The sequence below is a fragment of the Haloactinospora alba genome (genome assembly GCF_006717075.1).
GTDB classification, from domain to species: domain Bacteria; phylum Actinomycetota; class Actinomycetes; order Streptosporangiales; family Streptosporangiaceae; genus Haloactinospora; species Haloactinospora alba.
Map to the genome: position 1 here is coordinate 473,533 of NZ_VFQC01000001.1, position 18,362 is coordinate 491,894.

Annotated in this window: 25 protein-coding genes and 1 riboswitch; of the genes, 15 read left to right on the top strand and 10 right to left on the bottom strand. The window is 69.8% G+C overall.

The features are described from left to right. Position 1 precedes the first annotated feature (1 nt). The 8 genes from FHX37_RS02185 to FHX37_RS02220 all read right to left on the bottom strand — a co-directional run bounded on the left by FHX37_RS02185 (position 2) and on the right by FHX37_RS02220 (position 8,584). Positions 2–1,213 carry an alanine racemase gene (locus FHX37_RS02185; protein WP_141921796.1) on the bottom strand — a complete coding sequence of 404 codons (1,212 nt, stop codon included), beginning with the start codon at positions 1,211–1,213 and terminating at the stop codon, positions 2–4. A gap of 85 nt (positions 1,214–1,298) precedes the next feature. Continuing rightward, positions 1,299–1,733, bottom strand: a complete 435-nt coding sequence (locus tag FHX37_RS02190; protein ID WP_141921797.1) for a PIN domain-containing protein — start codon at positions 1,731–1,733, stop codon at positions 1,299–1,301. After that, the gene (locus FHX37_RS02195; protein ID WP_246062038.1) at positions 1,730–1,963 is read right to left on the bottom strand and encodes a ribbon-helix-helix domain-containing protein; all 234 of its coding nucleotides are present in this window, start codon (positions 1,961–1,963) and stop codon (positions 1,730–1,732) included. Before FHX37_RS02195 ends, FHX37_RS02190 begins: the two co-directional genes overlap by 4 nt. A gap of 247 nt (positions 1,964–2,210) precedes the next feature. Next, on the bottom strand, positions 2,211–3,620 hold the full coding sequence (locus FHX37_RS02200) for an L-serine ammonia-lyase (protein ID WP_141921799.1): 1,410 nt from the start codon (positions 3,618–3,620) through the stop codon (positions 2,211–2,213). Between the two features lie 128 nt (positions 3,621–3,748). Further along, positions 3,749–5,020, bottom strand: a complete 1,272-nt coding sequence (glyA, locus tag FHX37_RS02205) for a serine hydroxymethyltransferase (protein WP_141921800.1) — start codon at positions 5,018–5,020, stop codon at positions 3,749–3,751. A 4-nt stretch (positions 5,021–5,024) separates the two neighbouring features. After that, positions 5,025–5,405 (bottom strand): glycine cleavage system protein GcvH, encoded by a 381-nt coding sequence (gene gcvH, locus FHX37_RS02210; protein ID WP_141921801.1) that lies wholly within the window; start codon positions 5,403–5,405, stop codon positions 5,025–5,027. A 190-nt stretch (positions 5,406–5,595) separates the two neighbouring features. Then, positions 5,596–6,723, bottom strand: a complete 1,128-nt coding sequence (gcvT, locus tag FHX37_RS02215) for a glycine cleavage system aminomethyltransferase GcvT (protein WP_141921802.1) — start codon at positions 6,721–6,723, stop codon at positions 5,596–5,598. Between the two features lie 143 nt (positions 6,724–6,866). After that, positions 6,867–6,966: riboswitch (glycine riboswitch) on the bottom strand. A gap of 562 nt (positions 6,967–7,528) precedes the next feature. Further along, entirely contained in the window at positions 7,529–8,584 is a 1,056-nt protein-coding gene (locus FHX37_RS02220; RefSeq protein WP_141921803.1) for a 3-deoxy-7-phosphoheptulonate synthase, read from the bottom strand. Positions 8,585–8,763: 179 nt separating this feature from the next. Between FHX37_RS02220 and FHX37_RS02225 the strand changes: the two genes are divergently transcribed. Beyond that, positions 8,764–9,735: a tyrosine-type recombinase/integrase gene (locus tag FHX37_RS02225; protein WP_141921804.1), complete on the top strand. Its 972-nt coding sequence runs from the start codon at positions 8,764–8,766 to the stop codon at positions 9,733–9,735. A 73-nt stretch (positions 9,736–9,808) separates the two neighbouring features. Here the strand turns inward: FHX37_RS02225 and FHX37_RS02230 are convergent, their stop codons facing one another. Together FHX37_RS02230 and FHX37_RS02235 are read right to left on the bottom strand one after the other, a co-directional pair. Then, positions 9,809–10,591 (bottom strand): hypothetical protein, encoded by a 783-nt coding sequence (locus tag FHX37_RS02230; protein ID WP_141921805.1) that lies wholly within the window; start codon positions 10,589–10,591, stop codon positions 9,809–9,811. A gap of 79 nt (positions 10,592–10,670) precedes the next feature. Beyond that, the gene (locus FHX37_RS02235; protein WP_170181481.1) at positions 10,671–11,129 is read right to left on the bottom strand and encodes a helix-turn-helix domain-containing protein; all 459 of its coding nucleotides are present in this window, start codon (positions 11,127–11,129) and stop codon (positions 10,671–10,673) included. Positions 11,130–11,270: 141 nt separating this feature from the next. Here FHX37_RS02235 and FHX37_RS02240 point away from each other — a divergent pair, with 141 nt between their 5' ends. The 14 genes from FHX37_RS02240 to FHX37_RS02305 all read left to right on the top strand — a co-directional run bounded on the left by FHX37_RS02240 (position 11,271) and on the right by FHX37_RS02305 (position 18,286). After that, positions 11,271–11,495 (top strand): helix-turn-helix domain-containing protein, encoded by a 225-nt coding sequence (locus FHX37_RS02240; RefSeq protein ID WP_141921807.1) that lies wholly within the window; start codon positions 11,271–11,273, stop codon positions 11,493–11,495. 4 nt (positions 11,496–11,499) lie between these two features. Beyond that, positions 11,500–12,261, top strand: a complete 762-nt coding sequence (locus FHX37_RS02245) for a phage antirepressor N-terminal domain-containing protein (RefSeq protein WP_141921808.1) — start codon at positions 11,500–11,502, stop codon at positions 12,259–12,261. Then, on the top strand, positions 12,261–12,518 hold the full coding sequence (locus tag FHX37_RS02250) for a hypothetical protein (RefSeq protein ID WP_141921809.1): 258 nt from the start codon (positions 12,261–12,263) through the stop codon (positions 12,516–12,518). Before FHX37_RS02245 ends, FHX37_RS02250 begins: the two co-directional genes overlap by 1 nt. A gap of 72 nt (positions 12,519–12,590) precedes the next feature. Beyond that, positions 12,591–12,959: a hypothetical protein gene (locus tag FHX37_RS02255; protein ID WP_141921810.1), complete on the top strand. Its 369-nt coding sequence runs from the start codon at positions 12,591–12,593 to the stop codon at positions 12,957–12,959. Next, a complete protein-coding gene (locus FHX37_RS02260) occupies positions 12,956–13,147 on the top strand; it encodes a hypothetical protein (protein WP_141921811.1) in 192 nt (63 codons plus the stop codon). Before FHX37_RS02255 ends, FHX37_RS02260 begins: the two co-directional genes overlap by 4 nt. Beyond that, a complete protein-coding gene (locus tag FHX37_RS02265) occupies positions 13,144–13,344 on the top strand; it encodes a hypothetical protein (RefSeq protein ID WP_141921812.1) in 201 nt (66 codons plus the stop codon). Before FHX37_RS02260 ends, FHX37_RS02265 begins: the two co-directional genes overlap by 4 nt. Next, positions 13,341–13,958 carry a helix-turn-helix domain-containing protein gene (locus FHX37_RS02270; RefSeq protein WP_141921813.1) on the top strand — a complete coding sequence of 206 codons (618 nt, stop codon included), beginning with the start codon at positions 13,341–13,343 and terminating at the stop codon, positions 13,956–13,958. Before FHX37_RS02265 ends, FHX37_RS02270 begins: the two co-directional genes overlap by 4 nt. Before the next feature lie 8 nt (positions 13,959–13,966). Beyond that, positions 13,967–14,158 carry a BldC family transcriptional regulator gene (locus tag FHX37_RS02275; RefSeq protein WP_141921814.1) on the top strand — a complete coding sequence of 64 codons (192 nt, stop codon included), beginning with the start codon at positions 13,967–13,969 and terminating at the stop codon, positions 14,156–14,158. Beyond that, complete coding sequence (locus tag FHX37_RS02280) at positions 14,158–14,598, top strand: hypothetical protein (RefSeq protein WP_170181482.1); 441 nt, start codon at positions 14,158–14,160, stop codon at positions 14,596–14,598. The genes FHX37_RS02275 and FHX37_RS02280 overlap by 1 nt, the downstream gene beginning before the upstream one ends. Positions 14,599–14,786: 188 nt before the next feature. Continuing rightward, positions 14,787–15,689, top strand: coding sequence for a YqaJ viral recombinase family nuclease (locus tag FHX37_RS02285; RefSeq protein WP_170181483.1), 903 nt, complete (start codon positions 14,787–14,789; stop codon positions 15,687–15,689). Further along, positions 15,686–16,645: a phage recombination protein Bet gene (gene bet, locus FHX37_RS02290; protein WP_141921817.1), complete on the top strand. Its 960-nt coding sequence runs from the start codon at positions 15,686–15,688 to the stop codon at positions 16,643–16,645. The genes FHX37_RS02285 and bet overlap by 4 nt, the downstream gene beginning before the upstream one ends. Beyond that, positions 16,642–16,821: a hypothetical protein gene (locus FHX37_RS02295; protein WP_141921818.1), complete on the top strand. Its 180-nt coding sequence runs from the start codon at positions 16,642–16,644 to the stop codon at positions 16,819–16,821. The genes bet and FHX37_RS02295 overlap by 4 nt, the downstream gene beginning before the upstream one ends. 56 nt (positions 16,822–16,877) lie before the next feature. Then, on the top strand, positions 16,878–17,669 hold the full coding sequence (locus FHX37_RS23120) for a hypothetical protein (protein ID WP_211351722.1): 792 nt from the start codon (positions 16,878–16,880) through the stop codon (positions 17,667–17,669). After that, entirely contained in the window at positions 17,666–18,286 is a 621-nt protein-coding gene (locus tag FHX37_RS02305) for a hypothetical protein (RefSeq protein ID WP_141921819.1), read from the top strand. Before FHX37_RS23120 ends, FHX37_RS02305 begins: the two co-directional genes overlap by 4 nt. Positions 18,287–18,362: the final 76 nt, after the last annotated feature.

The window sequence follows — 18,362 nt, forward strand, 5'->3', positions numbered from 1 at the left end:
CTCAGAGGAACGCGTGCCCCTCCCCCCGGTAGGTGGGGACGCTGCGGACGACGCGGGGCGGTTCGCCGTCCAGGACGTGCAGCTCGGCGAACCGTTCGCAGAGCTCGCCCGCCTTGGCGTGGCGCATCCAGACCCGGTCGCCGACCCGCAACGAGTCGGCGGCCTCCCCCAGCAGCGGCGTCTGCACCTCCCCGGCGCCCTCGGCGGAGCTGTAGTCGAGGCCGGCGGGCAGGTAGGGCTGGGGCAGCCGCTGGCTGTCGGCGGTTCCGGAGGCGAGGTAGCCGCCGCCGAGCGCCGTGGCGACACCGGGAGCGGGCCTGCGCACCACGGGCAGCGCGAACAGGGCGGCGGGCCGGCCGGTGAAACCGGAGTAGTGGTCGAACAGCCGCGGCTGGTACAGGCCCGAGCCCGCGGCGACCTCGGTGACGGCGCGTTCCCGGCTGGTGGTGTGCAGACTGCCCGTCCCGCCGCCGTTGACGAACCGGACGTCGGCGACGTCGCGCACCGCCCGCACGATCGCGGCGCGGCGGCGGGCCAGCTCGTGCCGGGAACGCCGCTGGACCCAGCGCAGCACCCGCCCGTACACCGGGCGTCCCGGCGGCGCGTCGCCGACCCCGGCGATCTGGGCCTCGTAGGCCATGATCCCGTCGAGGTGCAGGCCGGGCCGGCGGGTGATGTCGCGGGCGAGGCGCGCCGCCTGCTGCGGGGTGCGGACGGGGGAGCGGTGCGCGCCCACGCGCAGGCGCGGCCCGGCGGGCTGCCAGCTCGCGTCGATGTCGATGCAGACCTTGACGGGGTGTTCGGGGTCGGGGGCGGCCGCGGTGATCAGGTCGAGGTGGGCGGCGCTGTCCACCATCAGGGTGACGCTGGCCGCCGCGCGGGGGTCGGCCGCCAAGCGCGCGATGGCGCCGGTGTCGGTGGTGGGGTAGGCGACGACGATGTCGTCGCTGACGGGGCCGCTGGGGCCGTCAGCGGCGAGCCAGAGCGCCTCGGGCAGAGTGAACGCCAGAATCCCGCTGTATCCGGGGAAGCGCAGGATGTCGTCCAGGACGTGGCGGCACCGCACGGACTTGCTTGCCACGCGGATGGTGGTCCCGCCGGCGCGGGCGGCCAGGTCGGCCGCGTTCGCGCGTAACGCGGCCGCGTCCACGACGGCGAACGGCGGTTCGAGTTCCCGGGTCGCCGCGTCGTACTGCGCGCGAGTGTCGGTCATCCCGCGAGCATGCCACATTTCGCGAAAGATATTCACATATGGCTGGTGGGAGGGTCGGAGGCCGTGCGGGGACTGTATCGGAGGCCTACCCGTCGTCCGGGAGCAACCGGAAGGATCCGTGCGGAGTGAGGGGACGCAGCGCACGGAAATCGCGCCGGTCCAGCGTCAGTACCGCCGTCGTGCCGTACTCGGCGGCCAGGGCGACGTTCACAGCGTCAGCGAGGTCGAGGCCGAGAGCGGAGTGGCGCTGGCGCACGGCATGGGCCGTGCCCAGCAGCTCGGTGCTGATCTCCGGGATGAGGAATCGCATGCGTCGCGCTTGCGTGAGGATGAACGAGGTGATCCCGTCGCGGGCGGCGGAGCCGAAGCGGGCTTTGGCCATATGGTCGGTCTCCGCGAGTACCAAGGGGGAGATGAGTACTGTTCCGGCTTCATCCAGTACGTTCCGGCATGCTGCGGAGTCGGTGGCGTTGCGGTCCGAAGCGGCGATGATCCCCGACGTGTCAGCGACGACGATCACTGGCCGGTCTTCCCGTCAGCGATCGTGGTGGTGATCTCGTCATCGGAGACCGGCGCGCCGCCACCATCGAAGGTGGGCCAGGAGAGCGGTTCGTCCCAGACCCGGTTCGCCAGGGCCGCCATGTGGATACCCTCGCGGATGATCTCGGCTTCCGGGATACCGCGTCGCCGCGCGGATTCCTTGATGAGAGCCAGGTCCTCGGGGTGGGCGTACACATTCGTTCGCTGCATCGACATGTACTAAGGGTAGCACATGTACCACTGGTGCCCCATGTCACGGCCGCGCAGGCGCGATCGGCCGGCACACGCGCACCCGCCGCGCGACGCGCCCGCGGCGGGTGCGCGGGGAGAGGCCGAGGCGCCGGGCGGTGCCCCGCCGGGTGAGCTGAGCGCTCCGCACCGTTGACCAGGGCCGCGCGGTTGCGCGTGCCGCCCCTGGTCGGCCGCCCGCGACCGAGGCGCGGGTCCGCCGGCGGTCTCAGCACTCGATGACGTTGACGGCCAGCCCCCCGCGGCTCGTCTCCTTGTACTTGTCCATCATGTCCGCGCCGGTGTTGCGCATGGTCCGGATGGCCTTGTCCAGCGACACGAAGTGGCTCCCGTCGCCGCGCATCGCGATGCGGGTGCCGCTGATCGCCTTCACCGACGCCAGCGCGTTGCGTTCGATGCACGGCACCTGCACCAGTCCGCCGATCGGGTCGCACGTCAGGCCGAGGTTGTGCTCCATGGCGATCTCCGCGGCGTTCTCCACCTGTTCCGAGGAGGCGCCCAACGCCTCGGCGAGCCCGCCCGCGGCCATCGACGACGCCGAACCGACCTCGCCCTGGCAGCCCACCTCGGCGCCCGAGATGGAGGCGTTCTGCTTGAACAGGATGCCGATCGCGCCGGCCGTGAGCAGGAAACGCACCACCCCCTCCTCACCGGCGTCGCGGGTGAAGTGCATGTAGTAGTGCAGCACGGCCGGGATGATGCCGGCGGCGCCGTTCGTCGGCGCGGTCACCACGCGCCCGCCCGCCGCGTTCTCCTCGTTGACCGCCAGCGCGTAGAGCGTGATCCAGTCGCTGCCCCGCATGGGGTCGTCCAGCTCGGGCGGGTCCGGTTTGATCAGCCCCTCGCTGTCGCACTGCCCGCCCAGCTGCCGGTACAACCCGGGCGCGCGCCGGGGGACGTTGAGCCCGCCGGGAAGAGTCCCCTCGCTGTTCACCCCGTGCCGCACGCACTCGCGCATGGTCCGCCAGATCTCCAGCAGCTGGCCGCGGACCTCCGAGGCGCTGCGGCCGAACGCCTGCTCGTTGGCGAGCATGATGTCGCTGATCGACATGCCCGTGTCCCGGCACAGCGCCAGCAGCTCGGCGGCGGTACCGAACGGGTGGGGCAGCGGGGTGTCGTCCTCCTTGATCCGGTCGGAGCCGGTGGCCTGCTCGTTCACCACGAAACCGCCGCCCACCGAGTAGTAGGCCGCGGCGAGGAGCTCCTCCCCGTCGGCGTCGTGGGCGAGGAACCGCATCCCGTTGGGGTGGCCGGGCAGCTGCTCCTTGCGCCGGAACTCGATGTCCTCGGCCGGGTCGAAGGCCACCTCGCGCCCGCCGCCCAGCCGCAGCCGGCCGGTGTCGCGCACCGCCGCCAGCAGGTCGGGGACGGCGTCCACGTCGACACCCTCCGGGGTCTCGCCGAGCAGGCCGAGGATGATCGCGGTGTCGCTCCCGTGCCCCTTCCCGGTCAGCGCGAGCGAGCCGTACAGCTGCGCCCGGACACGGGCGGTGCGCTGCTGCAGCCCCTCCTGCGCCAGCCGGGACACGAACGTGCGGGCGGCACGCATCGGACCGACCGTGTGCGAGCTCGACGGGCCGATTCCGATGGAGAAAAGATCGAAGACGCTGATGGCCAATGTCCTGCCCTCCTCGTTGAGCACAGGGAAGTGGATTGTCCTCCAGACAGGTGTAGCCGGATCACGCGCCGCCGGTTTCCCAACAACGCACGACCCGGCTACCTCTGTCGGGTAGGGGAGTGTGGCCCCTACTGGTTCCGGTAGAGCGGATGCTTCGTCGCGAGCGCGTCAACCCGACGCCGCAGCGACTCCGCCTCGTACTCCGGGGTGAGTGCCTGGGCGATGATGTCGGACACCTCGGTGAAGTCCGCGTCGTCGAAGCCCCGGGTGGCCAGCGCCGACGTGCCGATGCGCAGGCCGGAGGTGACCATCGGCGGGCGCGGGTCGTTGGGCACCGCGTTGCGGTTCACCGTGATGCCGATCTCGTGCAGCCGGTCCTCGGCCTCCTGGCCGTTGAGTTGTGAGTTCACCAGGTCCACCAGCACCAGGTGGACGTCGGTGCCGCCGCTGAGCACGTTCACCCCGGCCGCGGCGGTGTCCTCCCGGGTGAGCCGCTCGGCGAGGATCTTCGCGCCGGAGACGGTGCGCCGCTGCCGGTCGGCGAACTCCTCGCCGGCGGCGACCTTCAGCGCGACTGCCTTGCCCGCGATGACGTGCTCCAGCGGGCCGCCCTGCATGCCGGGGAACACCGCCGAGTTGATCTTCTTGGCGTACTCCTCCTTGGCGAGGATGAGCCCGCTGCGGGGGCCGCCGAGGGTCTTGTGCGTGGTGGTGGTGACCACGTCGGCGTACGGCACCGGGTTGGGGTGCACGCCGCCCGCGACCAGACCGGCGAAGTGCGCCATGTCCACCAGGAGCAGCGCGCCCACCCGGTCGGCGATCTCGCGGAACCGCGCGAAGTCGAGCTGGCGCGGGTAGGCGGACCAGCCGGCCACGATCATCTTGGGCTGGTGCTCGGTGGCGAGCTTCTCCACCTCGTCGTAGTCGATCAGCCCGTCCTCGTCCCGGACGTGGTAGGCCACGGGGTTGAGGATCTTACCGGAGTAGTTGATCTTCATCCCGTGGGTGAGGTGCCCGCCGTGCGCCAGGTCCAGCCCGAGGATGGTGTCGCCCGGCTTGAGCAGCGCGAAGTACACGGCCGTGTTGGCCTGGGCGCCCGAGTGCGGCTGGACGTTGGCGTACTCGGCGCCGAACAGTTCCTTCGCCCGGTCGATGGCGAGCTGCTCGACGACGTCGACGTGCTCGCAGCCGCCGTAGTAGCGGCGTCCCGGGTAGCCCTCGGCGTACTTGTTGGTCAGTACGGTCCCCTGGGCTTCCAGGACCGCCTGCGGCGCGAAGTTCTCGGAGGCGATCATCTCCAGGGTTTGGCGCTGCCGACCCAACTCGTCGTCGACGGCGGCGGCGACGTCGGGATCGAGCTGTTCCAGCGACTGATCGAGAAGGTTCTTCTCGGAGGACATCTGATTAACCTTCACCTTCGGTCAGTTGGGTGTACTGCTCCGGAGTGAGCAGGTTGGACGGTTCGTCGGTGAGTTCCACCTTGAACAGCCAGCCTTGGCCATAGGGGTCCGTTCCGATGAGCTCCGGCTCGTCCACAGCGGTGCGGTTCACGTCGACGACCTCACCGTTGACGGGGGAGTAGAGGTCGCTGACCGATTTGGTCGACTCGACCTCGCCGCAGGTGTCGCCCGCCGCGACGGTCGTGTCCACCTCGGGCGGTTCCACGTAGACGATGTCGCCCAGCGCCTCGGCGGCGTAGGCCGTGATGCCGATGGTGGCGACACCGTCGTTGATGGCGACCCATTCGTGCTCGTTCGTGTAGTTCAGCTCAGCGGGAACGCTCAATTCGACTCTCCAGGAGGTTTTCCATTGTCCGGAACGGCCTGGCCGGGGTGCGGACGCCTCGTGCTTCCACTACCACGCGGCCCTGTACCAGGCGCGGGCGCCGCGCTCGACCCGCCCGGTGAGATTCTGCCGGGCGGGCGGCGCTGCCCGCAGCCGTGGCTCGCGCCATGGCCCACGCGGGGCCGGGATCTCAGCGATCCCGCTTGTAGAAGGGCAGGTCGACGACGTCGACCTCCTCCGGGCGCCCCCGCACGTCCACGGCGAACGTGCCTGCCGCGGCCGACAGGCCACCGTCGACGTAGGCCATGGCGATAGGACTTCCCAGCGTAGGCGACGGTGCTCCGCTGGTGACGTTGCCCACCACCTGGCCGTCGCACAGCACGTTCTGGTCTTTGCGCGGCACTCGGCGGCCCCGGCCGACGAGCCCCACCAGGCGGCGCGGACGCTGGCTCTCCGACGCCTCGGCGAGGGCGGCGCGGCCGACGAAGTCACCGGGCTTGTCGAACTTCACCACCCGGCCCTGGCCGGCGGAGAAGGGCGTGATGTCGGCGCTGAGCTCGTTGCCGTACAGCGGCATCCCCGCCTCCAGACGCAGCGTGTCCCGCGCCGACAGGCCGGCGGGGACCAGCCCGTACTGTTCGCCCTCGGAAAGCAGCGCCCGCCACACCTCGGGCGCGGCCGACGCGGGCTTGAGGAAGATCTCGAATCCGTCCTCGCCGGTGTAGCCGGTGCGGGCGAGCAGCACCTCGTGCCCGGCGACGGTGTGCCGGTAGCCGGCGTAGTAGCGGATCTGGTCCAGGTCGGCGTCGGTGAGCGGCGCCAGGATGCGGGCGGCCTCGGGACCCTGCAGGGCCAGCAGGGCGTAGTCCTCGGTCTGGTCGTCCACCCGGGCGTCGAAACCGGTGGAGCGTTGCGTGAGGGCGGCCAGCACGGTGTCCGCGTTGGCGGCGTTGGCGACCACCAGGTAGTCGTCGTCGGCCAGCCGGTACACGATGAGGTCGTCCAGCACCCCGCCGTCCTCGGCGGTGATCATCGTGTAGCGCGCGCGTCCGATCTTGACGGCCGACAGGTGGCCCACCATGGCGTAGTCGAGGAGGTCGGCCGCCTGCGGGCCGGTGATGCGGATCTCTCCCATGTGAGAGAGGTCGAAAAGGGCCGCTTTCTCCCGCACCGCCGTGTGCTCGGCTTTCTCGCTGCTGTACCGCAACGGCATCAGCCAGCCGGCGAAGTCGACCAGTGTCGCACCGAGGTGTTCGTGCGTCTCGCGCAGCGCGGTCTCGCGCGGTTGCGCGTCCGTGCCGCTGTCAGGCGCTGTCATTGTTCTCCCGCGAGGATGGGCGTCGTGTCAGTGCAGGCGTTGCCATCCTCCCCCTCTGTCATCGGTGCCTGAGAGCTTCGCCGCGCCGAGCGGCTTGCACCTTCGGCGAGGGGCCACCCGCGGCCCCTGCTTTCCAGAGTGGTCTCACCCGTACGGTCCGTCGCGCCTGAGAGGTTCTGCGGGGAGGAATTGCTCCTTCGGCGGTCCGCGCTGGCTGCGAGGACACTCTCCCGTGCGGGGTCGTTGACTGGCTTTCAGCCTAGCAGTGCCGTTTCCCTGAGCCCAGAGCGCGGGTGCGGGTCGGCGTTCTGACCAGTGCCTCTCCCGCCGCGCGGGTGGATGTGGAGCGGTGTGCGGGAACTCCGGCGCTCGGCTCGTCACGGCCCGGCCGGCGGGGTGGAGCCCTGGGGGCAGCCCACACCACCCCCAGGGCGAATTCGGCAGCATGCCAACGCGAACACGAGTTCGTAACCGAACTGCCGACACCGGTCATTCTGCCGGACGCCGTCCCGGCGCGCTGGAGAATCCGAAAAAACTCCTCTGACCAGGGGGTTCGTGCTGTCGGTATGGGCGGTGGGATGAGGAGGAGGCGCGGGGAACCGGCCGGTACGGTCCGTGCCGCCGCGCCACCGAACCCGGAACCGGCTCCGCGCTCGGCCGCCGGCCCCCGGGCCAGTGCCACGTTCGGCGTCTCACTCTGGCAAGGCCCTGGCGCGGAGCCGTGCGGGAGGTACTCGCCGTCCCCGGGGAGGCCGCGGCCGGGTGCGGGACGGAAGCGGGCGCCCCCGGGGACGGTGTCGGCGCGTCACGCCTTGCGGCGCTGGCGCACTGCCTCGGCGAGGCCGTTCAGTACCTCCTCGGTCGTCTCCCAGCTCATGCACGAGTCGGTGATGGACTGGCCGTAGGCGAGCTGGTCGGGGGAGGTGAGCTTCTGGGCGCCCTCCTGCAGGAAGCTCTCCAGCATGACGCCGGTGATGCCGTGCTGCCCCGCGGCGACCTGGCGCGCGATGTCCTCGGCCACGCCCGGCTGGCGCGTGTGGTCCTTGCCGCTGTTGGCGTGGCTCGCGTCGATCATCAGCCGCCGCGGCAGTCCGGCGCGTTCCACCGTGTCCAGCGCGGCGTTCACGCTGTCGGCGTCGTAGTTCGGTCCGCCGCGTCCGCCGCGCAGGATCACGTGGCAGTCCGGGTTGCCGGAGGTGTTCACCACCGACCCGGCACCGGCCGGGTCGACGCCGAAGAAGGTGTGCGGGGCGTCCGCGGCGCCGCAGGCGTCCACGGCGGCCTGGACGTCGCCGTCCGTGCCGTTCTTGAACCCGACGGGCATGCTCAGTCCGCTGCTGAGCTGGCGGTGCACCTGGCTCTCGGTGGTGCGCGCGCCGATGGCGCCCCAGGCGACCGCGTCCGCGATGTACTGCGGGGTGATCGGGTCGAGGAACTCCGTCCCGGCCGGGACACCCAGCGAGCTGATGTCCAGCAGGAGCTTGCGCGCCGTGCGCAGCCCCCGGTGCACGTCGTAGCTCTCGTCCAGACCCGGGTCGTTGATGAGCCCCTTCCACCCCAGGGTGGTGCGCGGCTTCTCGAAGTACACCCGCATCACCACGCGCAGTTCCTCCTGCACGGCGGGCGCGAGGCCGGAGAGGCGCTGCGCGTACTCCAGCGCGGCGGCGGTGTCGTGTACCGAGCACGGGCCCGTGATGACGAGCAGCCGGTCGTCGGTCCCGTCCAGGATGTTCTTCACGTCGCCGCGGGCGTCGGCGACGAGCGAGGCTCGCTCCGGTCCCATCGGCAGCTCGGCGAGGAGGTCGCGCGGCGCGATGAGCGGTTGGTAACTGGCGACCCGCGTGTCGTTGGTGTTCGGCATGGTGTAGCTCTCCCTCTCCCGGTTTCCCCACTACGCACACTAGTGCGTCCAGTCGTGTGCGGGATGCAACGTCACTGAGCTGCGGAAATACAGAAAATCCGCGACTGGCCAGAGTCGCACACGGCATCGTGTGCGTACTATTCCGCCGCCGTGCGACTCCGACCGCCCGAGGAGTAGTCATGCCGCGCAAGGCCACTATCGCCGACACGCCCGTCGGCGACCTGTCCCACTCCTGGACGCGTTACCTGCGAGCCGAGAGCAAAAGCGACACGACCATCCGCAACTATCTTCGCACCCTTCGTCAGTTCTCGGCCTACCTGGACGAGAACCGGTCGTCGGCCACGCCGGCTGAGATCGGCGATGAGGAGATCCAGGACTTCCTCATCGCCGTGGCCGATCGCACCAGCAGCAACACTGCTGCGTTCCACTACCGAAACCTCAAGGCGTTGTACAAGTGGCTGACGTCCGGCCGGGAGCAGGCGATCCGCCGGTCGGAGAACCCGATGCTCGACGTCACCCCGCCGAAGACCGTGGATCCCCCACGGCCGGCCTTCTCCGACGAGGAGGTCCAGTCCCTGATCAAGGCGTGCCGCGGCACCAGCTTCGCGGCGCGCCGCGACGAGGCGATCATCCGAACGTTCTGGGGTACGGGCATCCGTCTCGGGGGCATGACCGGTCTGCGCTACGACCCGGACCACCCTCAACTCGACAACGACGACAAGAATGACGTGTTCCTCGACGGCAAGCAGCCATTGTTGCGGCTGAGGTTGAAGGGGGGCCGGGTGCACCTGGTGCCGATCGGAGCGAAGACCGTGATGGCCCTCGACCGGTACCTGCGGGCGCGGGCCACTCACTCTAAGGCTCATGCCTCTGCGTTGTGGATTGGTCAGCAGGGCGGGCTCGCCACTGAGGGTATCCAGCGCATCCTCAAGCGCCGCGCCACCCAGGCGGGGATCACGTCTCGGGTGCATGCCCACAGGTTCCGCCGCACGTTGGCGACCCGGTTGCTGGATGAGGATGTGGACCGGACCTACGTCGCCCAGATCCTCGGGTGGCAGGACCTGCGCCACGTCGCCCTCTACGCTTCGGACACGGAACAGCAGCGGGCGTGGTCCGCGCTACAGCGAGCAGGCATCGACGGCAGAGTGTGACCCAGATGAACGGGTCCACCCGCTGACTGCAGAGTTCAGTCCCGCCGCGGTGTGCGGCGGGGCTTTTTCGTGTTCAGCGGAGGAGTTCGTGAGGGAGGCAGAGATCTACGACCGACTCGGCGTGGTGCGGAGGGACGCACCAACGGCCCTCGTCCTCGTCGGGCTCCTGGTCGTCTTCCTCGTCGCGTTCCGGCGGCCTGTCGCTTTCCTCGGCGCGGTCGTGTTCCCGCTCCCGCTCCGGCTCCTGGCCGTGCTCGGGCTCGCCACCGTCTTCCGCCGCCTGGTCGCCGCCGCCGGTGCCGTCCTCGGGGGCGGGTTGCTCCTCGGCGCGGTCGTGCTCCTCCGGTGCTGCCCGCGGTTCCGTCACGGTGACGTCCTCCGGCGTCGCCCGCGGGGCGGGCTGCTGGCGCGTGTCCCCCTGGTCCGGGTCGGCCGATGGCGTCACCAGCGGAGCCGGAGCGGCGTCCGGCGCCGTATCCCCGGGGGCGGGGAGCAGGGTCACGCCGAGGATGAGCGTGCCCGCTACCGCTGCGGTTCCCGACGTAGCTACGGCATGGTGCCGCACCCCGTCTCGCAACCACGCTCCGGCGACCAGTGCGGGAGCAGCGATGGCCCCGCCGCGATACAGGCTGAGGTGTCCGCGGGTGCGCTCCGGCGATCGTCGGGGATGCGGCACCGTGTCGTGCGCGTCGATGCGCTGATTGACGCGCCGTTCGAGTTCGTCGTCAAGATCTCGCCGTGACGTCGGCGGGGCTGCGCTCTCAAGTCGGACGACCCGTCTGTGTATGCGACACAGCGCGATGATGACGGTACCGGCGAGGCACACCATTGTGCCCGCGAGGATGATGGTGCCCATAGATGACCCCTTACGGTCATCCTGTTACCTGCATTTAGGTCATTTTTAGACCTACCGGTGAGTTGTGTCTCAATCGAGACTATCCGGCTTGCTGGTTGTCATTGCCCCCATTGTTTTTTTTACGTTCCTCGATGATCCTGGACGCGCGATACTCGGCGATGATGTCGAGACGCTTGTCAACGCTCAGGCTCGTGTCCGCCCACACCGAGCGCTCGAACCCATCGTGGAGCGTGGGGCTCTCCTGCTCAGTGGCGTTGTCGAGCTCCAGTCCTCGTAGCACGTCGGCGGCGTCGGCGCGGTCCGCCTCGGCGAGCTGGTCAGGCGAGACTCCGACCGCGTGAGCCATGTGCGCGACGGTTTCCGCATTCCCGCGTGTCGGTAATACGACGCCGGTCCCCCCGCTGGCGACGCCCTTGACGACCTGACGCCAGCGTGTGCCGCTGATGCCTGCGGCCTTGGCCGCCTTGTTCTGAGACAGGCGGTGGCGTCTGCGGGCTGCCTCGATGATCTCGCCTTCGGGGGGCGTTTCGTTGCTCATACTTCCCATCATCTTCGCGAACTTTCGCGAAGTCTAGCGTAGGTGAGCATTCCCTCACTTGCACGGCACATGATCACGCATGTGCGCAGCGTATCGCAGTAGGTTCTTGAATTTCGCAAACGAGTGCGCTAGGTTCGCACCATGAAGAAGCCACTCACTCACGACCCCGAGGCGGTGTACATCGCCCGGAAGCGGGCTGGGATGACCCAATCCCAGATCGCCGATGCGGTTGGGTGCGGGATCAGCCTGATCTGCGAGATCGAAGGCGGCACGCGCAACGCCGGACATGAGCGGCTAGAGCGCATGGCGGCGGCGTTCGGATGCTCGGTCGCTGATCTTCGACGCGACACGGAAGTACGGAAGTGACGCCATGAACTCGGTCGTTCGCATCCCGTTCCACGGCGACGAGATCTGGACTGTCGATGTCCAGGGTCAGCCCCACATCGTTCTCAAGCCCGCCGTCGAAGCCCTGGGGCTCGACTACCCGACGCAGTACACCAAGCTCCGCAGCCGTTCATGGGCAACCGTTGGTCAGAGGCCAATGGTTGCCGAAGACGGCAAGCAGCGGGAGATGACCACCTGCGACGTCCGTACCTTCCTCATGCTCCTCGCCACCATCGATGAGAAGCGAGTCGGCAAGGACGTCGCACCCAAGCTCGTCATGTATCAGGCCGAGGTCGCCGACGCGATCGAGCAGTACTGGACCAAGGGCGGCGCCATCAACCCGCGGGCCACCGATGACCAGCTCGCCGCGATCACCGCCCGCGCCAAGGCCCAAGCCGAAGTTCTGCGGGTTCTCGACGGCATCGTCGACCGGTCGTGGCTGGAAGCCAAGGCCCGCGAGGTTGCCGGGCGCGCCCTGGGCGAGGAGCCCGATCAGGACTCGTCGACGCGCCTGCTGACCGTAGGGGAGTACCTGGACGAGCAAGGCGTCACAGGAACTGCGGCGCGCAAGCTCGCCCCTGCCTTCGGGAAGCAGATCAAGGCCCTGTACGTCCGCCGCCACGGCGAATCCCCCGGCACCTCGCGCCGGTTCGTTGATGGGGCTCAGCGCGATGTCGCGGTGTACACCGAGCAGGATCGCGACCTCTTCGATCAGGTGTGGCACTCGCTCACGGATGGGGGTGCGTGATGGCTGCGAAGGACCCCAAGCGCCGCTCCGAGTCCGCGTCTATCGCCGCCCACTGGAGCTGGGCCGACACCAAGGACCGGACGGCTCGCACCCTGCCCGCCCGCCGAGCCTCGATCCAGCGGTGGGAAGCCGTCGTCGACCCGAACGGCGAGATGGCCCCCGCCGAGCGCGCCCAGGCAGCCGAGTCTGCCCGCCGTGCCCACCTGCGCCAGATGGCCAGGAAGCGGTGGGACAAGGAGCGCAGCCGCCGCGGCTGACTCCGTAAAAGCGCCCCCACCCGGATACCGCCAGGTGGGGGCTGGCCAAAACCCAACACGAAAGGAAAGGCCATGAGCGAGGTTACCGCACACACCCTGCAAGCGCAGGGAGTGCAAGCCCTGCTGCACCTCACGTCCGCCTACCCGGAGCTCCCGATCGGCCACTGGACGGTGCACCATGTCGACCACATCGGTCCCTACGAGCTCGGAGACGTGCCGCTGGTGACGGGCCAGATGGACACCATCGATGAGCTGTACGAGTGGGTCGGTCAGCTCTCCGACTGCGTGGTGTCCGGCCCGCGGCCGTTCGGCAGCAGTGCTGCCGCGGAGCTCATCGTGTCGGGCGTGCGAGTGCGACTCTACGCGCGGCTCGGTAGTGACCAGGGCGAGCCCGAGTCGGTCCGTCGCGCCTACGACGAGCGCGAGGAGGTGGCCCGATGAGGATCACCGACGCACAGACGCCCGCCGAGTGGCTCGAAGCGGCGCACCAGGACCTAGAGGAACTGTCCGCGCGCCGGTTGGAGATCGCCTGCAAGGCGCCATGGCACCGCACCGAGTCCGAGGCCAAGGAAATCGAAACCATCGTCCGGCAGCTTTCGGAGCTCTGGCATTGGGGGGTGGGACGGTGACGACCACCATCCTGTTGATCACCGCCATCGTGTTGCAGCTTGTCGCACTAGCAGCCGCTGGGTGGCTCGTGTGGGAGCTGCGCGCCGCCGACGTTCGGGAAGAGCAGCTTCGCAGGGCACGGCGAAGGAATCGTTCCGATGATGACGCCGAGGCGCTGATGCGCGCTGTCACCTCCCGGGACGGAGGTGGCCAGTGACCTGGGTGGAACACGCCGCCTGCCAGTCAGTCGAGTACTCGCCTCACTGGTGGGACGACGAAACCCCTGAAGATCGCGCCGAAGCGATTCCCGTGTGCTGGAACGAGTGTTCGGTCCGAGAACAGTGCCTGGAGACCGGGCTGCAGCAGCCTGAGCACGGGATCTGGGGCGGCTACACGCGCCGCCAACGGGAGATGATCCTCCGCGGGTGCGAACCGCAGCAGCCCGCCCCGCCCCGGCAGCGGGAGATGACCACCTGCGACGCGTGCGGCAGAACGATCGACCAGGCGCGCCTTCGGGACGCGAAGTGTCACGTCTGCGACGAGAACACTCGCCGCGCGGCGGCTGCGGAACAGCGTCTCCAGCGGTTCCGCGAGCTCGATGAGCTGCACCTCACGAACACCCAGATCGCCCGCGAGCTCGGGGTGCATCCATCGACCGTGTCGAAATACGCGGCCGCCACTCGTGACCCGGACGACCTGACCGACCGGCAGACGCGACGACGGCGGGCTCGCGCTGCGCGAGCTCACGACCTCGCCACCCAAGGGCTTCCGGTCCGGGAGATCGCCGCCGAGCTCGGCATCAGCCCTCAGACCGTCCGCACCTACCTCTAGGAGACCCGATGGCCACCGTTATTAAGACCAGCACCGAGTCCGAGCTGATGACCCCGGCTGAGGTCGCCGCAGCGTTCCGTGTGGACCCCAAGACCGTCAGTCGGTGGGCCAAGGCAGGAAAACTCACCTCGGTCCGGACCTTGGGCGGGCACCGCCGCTACCGCACCGCCGAGGTGCGCGCGCACCTGGGAGGTGAGTGATGCGTTACGCCGTCATCACCACGGACGGGACGCTGGCCCACCGCACCCGGGGCGGCGACGCCGTGGACACGGTCTGGACAGAAGTCGGGCCGGAAGGACCTGACCGGGTGCGGCTGGACGAGGACTACGGCATAGCCGGGTGGGTCAACGACGTAGGGCTGACCCGGCCCGAGACCTACCCGCGCAACGTGGTCGCCTCCTGCGTCCTCGCCGCCCTGGGCGCCGCCGCCCAGCCCTACGCCGGCCCTGTGGTCGTCACCGGGTGGGACCCCAACGGCATGCCCACGGAGATCTGTTCGCTTCCCGAGCCCGACCTCGTGACCCGGTTGCACGGGCGTGTGCACGCCGCCCTGCGGGGCGACCCGGACGCGTCCGACACCGAATGGGGACACGCGCTGCGGACATACGCCGACTGGGTGCGTGAGACATCCACGGACTGACCATCCACCACTTCTAGGAGAGACCAATGAGCTGGACGTCAACGTCACCCGCGGGAGCCAAGGTGGGAGAGGACCGCCTGGGGGGCGGCCCTGAGACCCCGCCTGCGTCCAGCCCCCCGGCCGGGCCAGGCGGCGGAGGGGAAGCTGCCCCTGGCCCGGCCACCCTTGCCACACCGTCGGCGCGGCGCGTGCTCGGACCGGACGCGTCCGAACAGGAATGGCACGCCGCACGTGCCGGACGCCTCGGCGGGTCCGACATGGCCGCCGTCCTCGGCCGGTCCCCCTGGGTGTCCCCGTACCGGCTGTGGCACCTCAAGGCCGGACGCGTCACCGACGGGCCGACCACCGCACCGCAGGCCCGCGGCCACTACCTCGAACCCGGCATCCGCCAGTGGTGGGCCGACAAGAACCCCGAGTACGAGGTCGCTGACGCCGGAACGTTCGTCCACCACGAGCGCGACTACCAGCTCGCCAACCCTGACGGCATCGTCGTGCAGTCCGGCGAACCGGTCGGGATCCTCGAGGTCAAGACCGATGGGCAGGACGACCCCGACACCTGGGGAACGTCCGGCACCGACGAGATCCCGCTGTACTACAGGACCCAGATCATGTGGTACCTCGACGCGCTGGGTCTCACGGTCGCCCACGTCGCCGTGCTCACCCGCAACCTCGAGTTCCGCCACTACACGGTGCGCTACGACCCCGACGACGCGGCGATCCTGCGCTACCGCGCCGAGCTGTTCCTCGACTCGCTGATGTTCAACGAGCCCCCGGACTTCGACGGCGCCAAGAACACCTACGAAACCGTGCGCGAGCTGCACCCGGCCATCGACGGCACCACCGTCGACCTGACCTTCGACGAGGCCGCCGCCTACTGCTCGGCGAAGAACACGCTCAAGGCCGCCGAGGAGCACGAACAGCACCAGCGCTCCATCCTCGCCGATCGCATGGGCGCCGCGAAGAAGGCCCGCTACGGCGAGATCACCATCGCCACCCGGCAGGCCCGCGGCGACGGCTCCCCTTTCGTGGTGGCCAGCCGCAAACTTCCCGACATCCGCACCCGCACCGAGGAAGAGGACACCGTAACATGACCACGACCGAGATCGCCGTGTCCAGCGTCGGCGCGCTGGCACTGGACCCGACCCAGACCGAGTGGACAGAGCCGCAACGCGCCGCGCTCGCCCAGCTGGGCATCGCCGACGCCCCGTCCGGGGACCAGCTGGTGTTCCTCCACCAGGCCCAGCGGACGGGCTTGGACCCGTTCGCCAAGCAGCTCTACATGATCAAGCGCTGGGACAACCAGTCCGGGGGTTACAGGCACACGATCCAGGCTGGGATCGACGGGCTACGAGTGATCGCCGAGCGCACCGGCCGTTACGAGGGCCGCACCCCGATCCAGTGGTGCGGCGAGGACGGGGTCTGGAAGAACGTGTGGCTGGACCCGTCCCGCCCGCCGGTGGCCGCCCGGTGCGCCGTCTACAAGAAGGGGTTCCGCGAGCCGCTGGAGGGAGTGGCGCACTGGGCGGAGTTCGTGCAGAAGAAGAAGGACGGCGATCCCACCCAGATGTGGGCGACCAAGGGGGTCCACATGCTCGGCAAGGTCGCCGAGGCGCTCGCGCTGCGGGCGGCGTTCCCTCAGGACTTGTCCGGGATCTTCACCCCGGAAGAGACAGCGGCTGAGGAAGACACGGCCGCCGCGCCCTCGGGGCCGGGGAAGACGATCGCAGAGTCAGTCGCGGCGGAATACTCCCAGCCCTCCGGGGAACCGATGATCGGCCCTGCCCAGCTGTCCGAGATCGCAAGCCGGATCCGCGACCTCGGCCTGGGCAAGGACGCCGCCCTCGAGCTGTACGCGGAGATCACCGGCCGAGAGGTGCCGGTGACGCGGCTGCTGACGCAGAAGGAAGCGGACGCGGTCCTCGAGGAGTTGGCGCGCCGCGCCGAACCAGCGGAGCCCACCGGCGACCTAGTGGATGCCGAGATCGTCGACGACGCCCCGCCCACCAACGAGGCTGATGACGCACAGCAGGAAGGGGGTGCGTCATGACACGCCCTGTGGGGATCTGCCGCTGGTGCGGAAAACACCTCTACCCCCGGCGTCGTGACGCCCGCCGTGCTGCCCGGGTGCTGCACCCGGGGCACCACATGCGCCCGTACCGGTGCGGTCGGCACTGGCACATCGGTCACATCGCGCTGTGGCGCGTGCGGGGGATGGCGTCATGACAGGTGCCCGCCCGAAAACGATCAGGAAGCGACACCCCGACGACAGGAGAGACCCGATGAGTGAGACCCCCGCCCACAGAGACACCTCACGTAGGCCGGACCTGGAGGCCATCCGGCAGCGCGCCGCGCATTTTGACGGCGACACCGTGATGTACGGCCCGGCCGACCGAGACGCTCTCCTCGCTGAGGTCGATCGGCTGATCAGGCAGCGGGAGGAGGCGCGGGGCGACCGTGACGACGTCCGCCTGGTCGAGGGGGGGAGCGCCCTGGTGGTGCCCGACTCGCCGCAGATGCTGCGGGAGACGCTGTGCGTCGCCGCGGCCCGCATCAGCGATTCCCTCGACGGGCGTCGCGCCGAGCACGTCGTCCGCCTCCAGCGACTGATCGCCGAGTGCGACCGTCACCGGCCCCTCGGCCCGGACGGCAAGCACGGCGATCTCCATACAGCCACGTGCGAATGCGAGGACACCCCGGCCACCTCACACACGCCGGAGCCCAAGCGCCCGGCCGTGGAGGCCATCCGGACCCGCTGCGACGCCGCCCGAGACATGCTCCAGGAAATGCGCCGCGAGCGCGACGCCGCCCGCGCCGAGCGCGATCAATTCCGGGAGCAGCGCGACCAGCTTGCCGCCGAAGCTGAGGACGAGGAGGACGACGACTCCCTCCCCGACGCCACGGGCGTGGATGCCGCCGCCCGGGTGGTGTGCGGGCGCGCCGGGTGCCAGGCGATCCGGCTGGGAACCCCGGCGTGCGATGAGCACCGGGCCACCGCCTGGCAGGCGCTGCTAACAGCGGTGTGCACCGCCGAGCCCGTCGAGGACGACCAGGAAGAGGGCGGTGACCAGTGACCTCCGACAACACGGCCGCCCCTTCGGGGGCGGCCCCCCGCGTGATCGGGCTCGACGCCAGCCTCACCGGCACCGGCATCGCTTCCTCGATCGGCTGGTGCACGATCGTCGGCCGCGCCGGCGTCACCAACCTGCCGCTCGCCGACCGCGACCGCGCCATCGTCAACCTCGCGCGCGGAGTTCTCGACACCGTCGGTACCCCCGACCTGGCCGTAATCGAGGCGCCCGCCTACTCCCGCTCGGGCGGCGGGGCACACGAGAGGTCCGGGCTGTGGTGGCGCGTCGTCCGCCACCTTCTCGCCCAGGGCGTGCCTGTCGCCGAGGTTGCCCCGACCCAGCGGTGCCGCTACGCCACCGGCAAGGGGCAGGCGCTGAAGACTGCTGTCGTCGACGCCGTCGCTCGCCGGTGGCCCCAGTACGTGACCGGCGGAAACGACAACCTCGCCGACGCCGTCGTGCTGTGCGCGATGGGCGCGGACCACCTCGGCTACCCCATCGCTACCGTGCCCGCTACCCACCGGGCCGCCCTGGACAGGATCACCTGGCCCGAGTTCTCCGAGTCGCCCCCCGAATCGCCCCCCGAGTCGCTACCGACGACATCGCGACGGTCGGGGTGACGAGGCGACACCACATAGTCCCCGTGCCGGCCGCGTGACACGACTCCGCGGCCGGCACGGACCACACCAGAGGAGG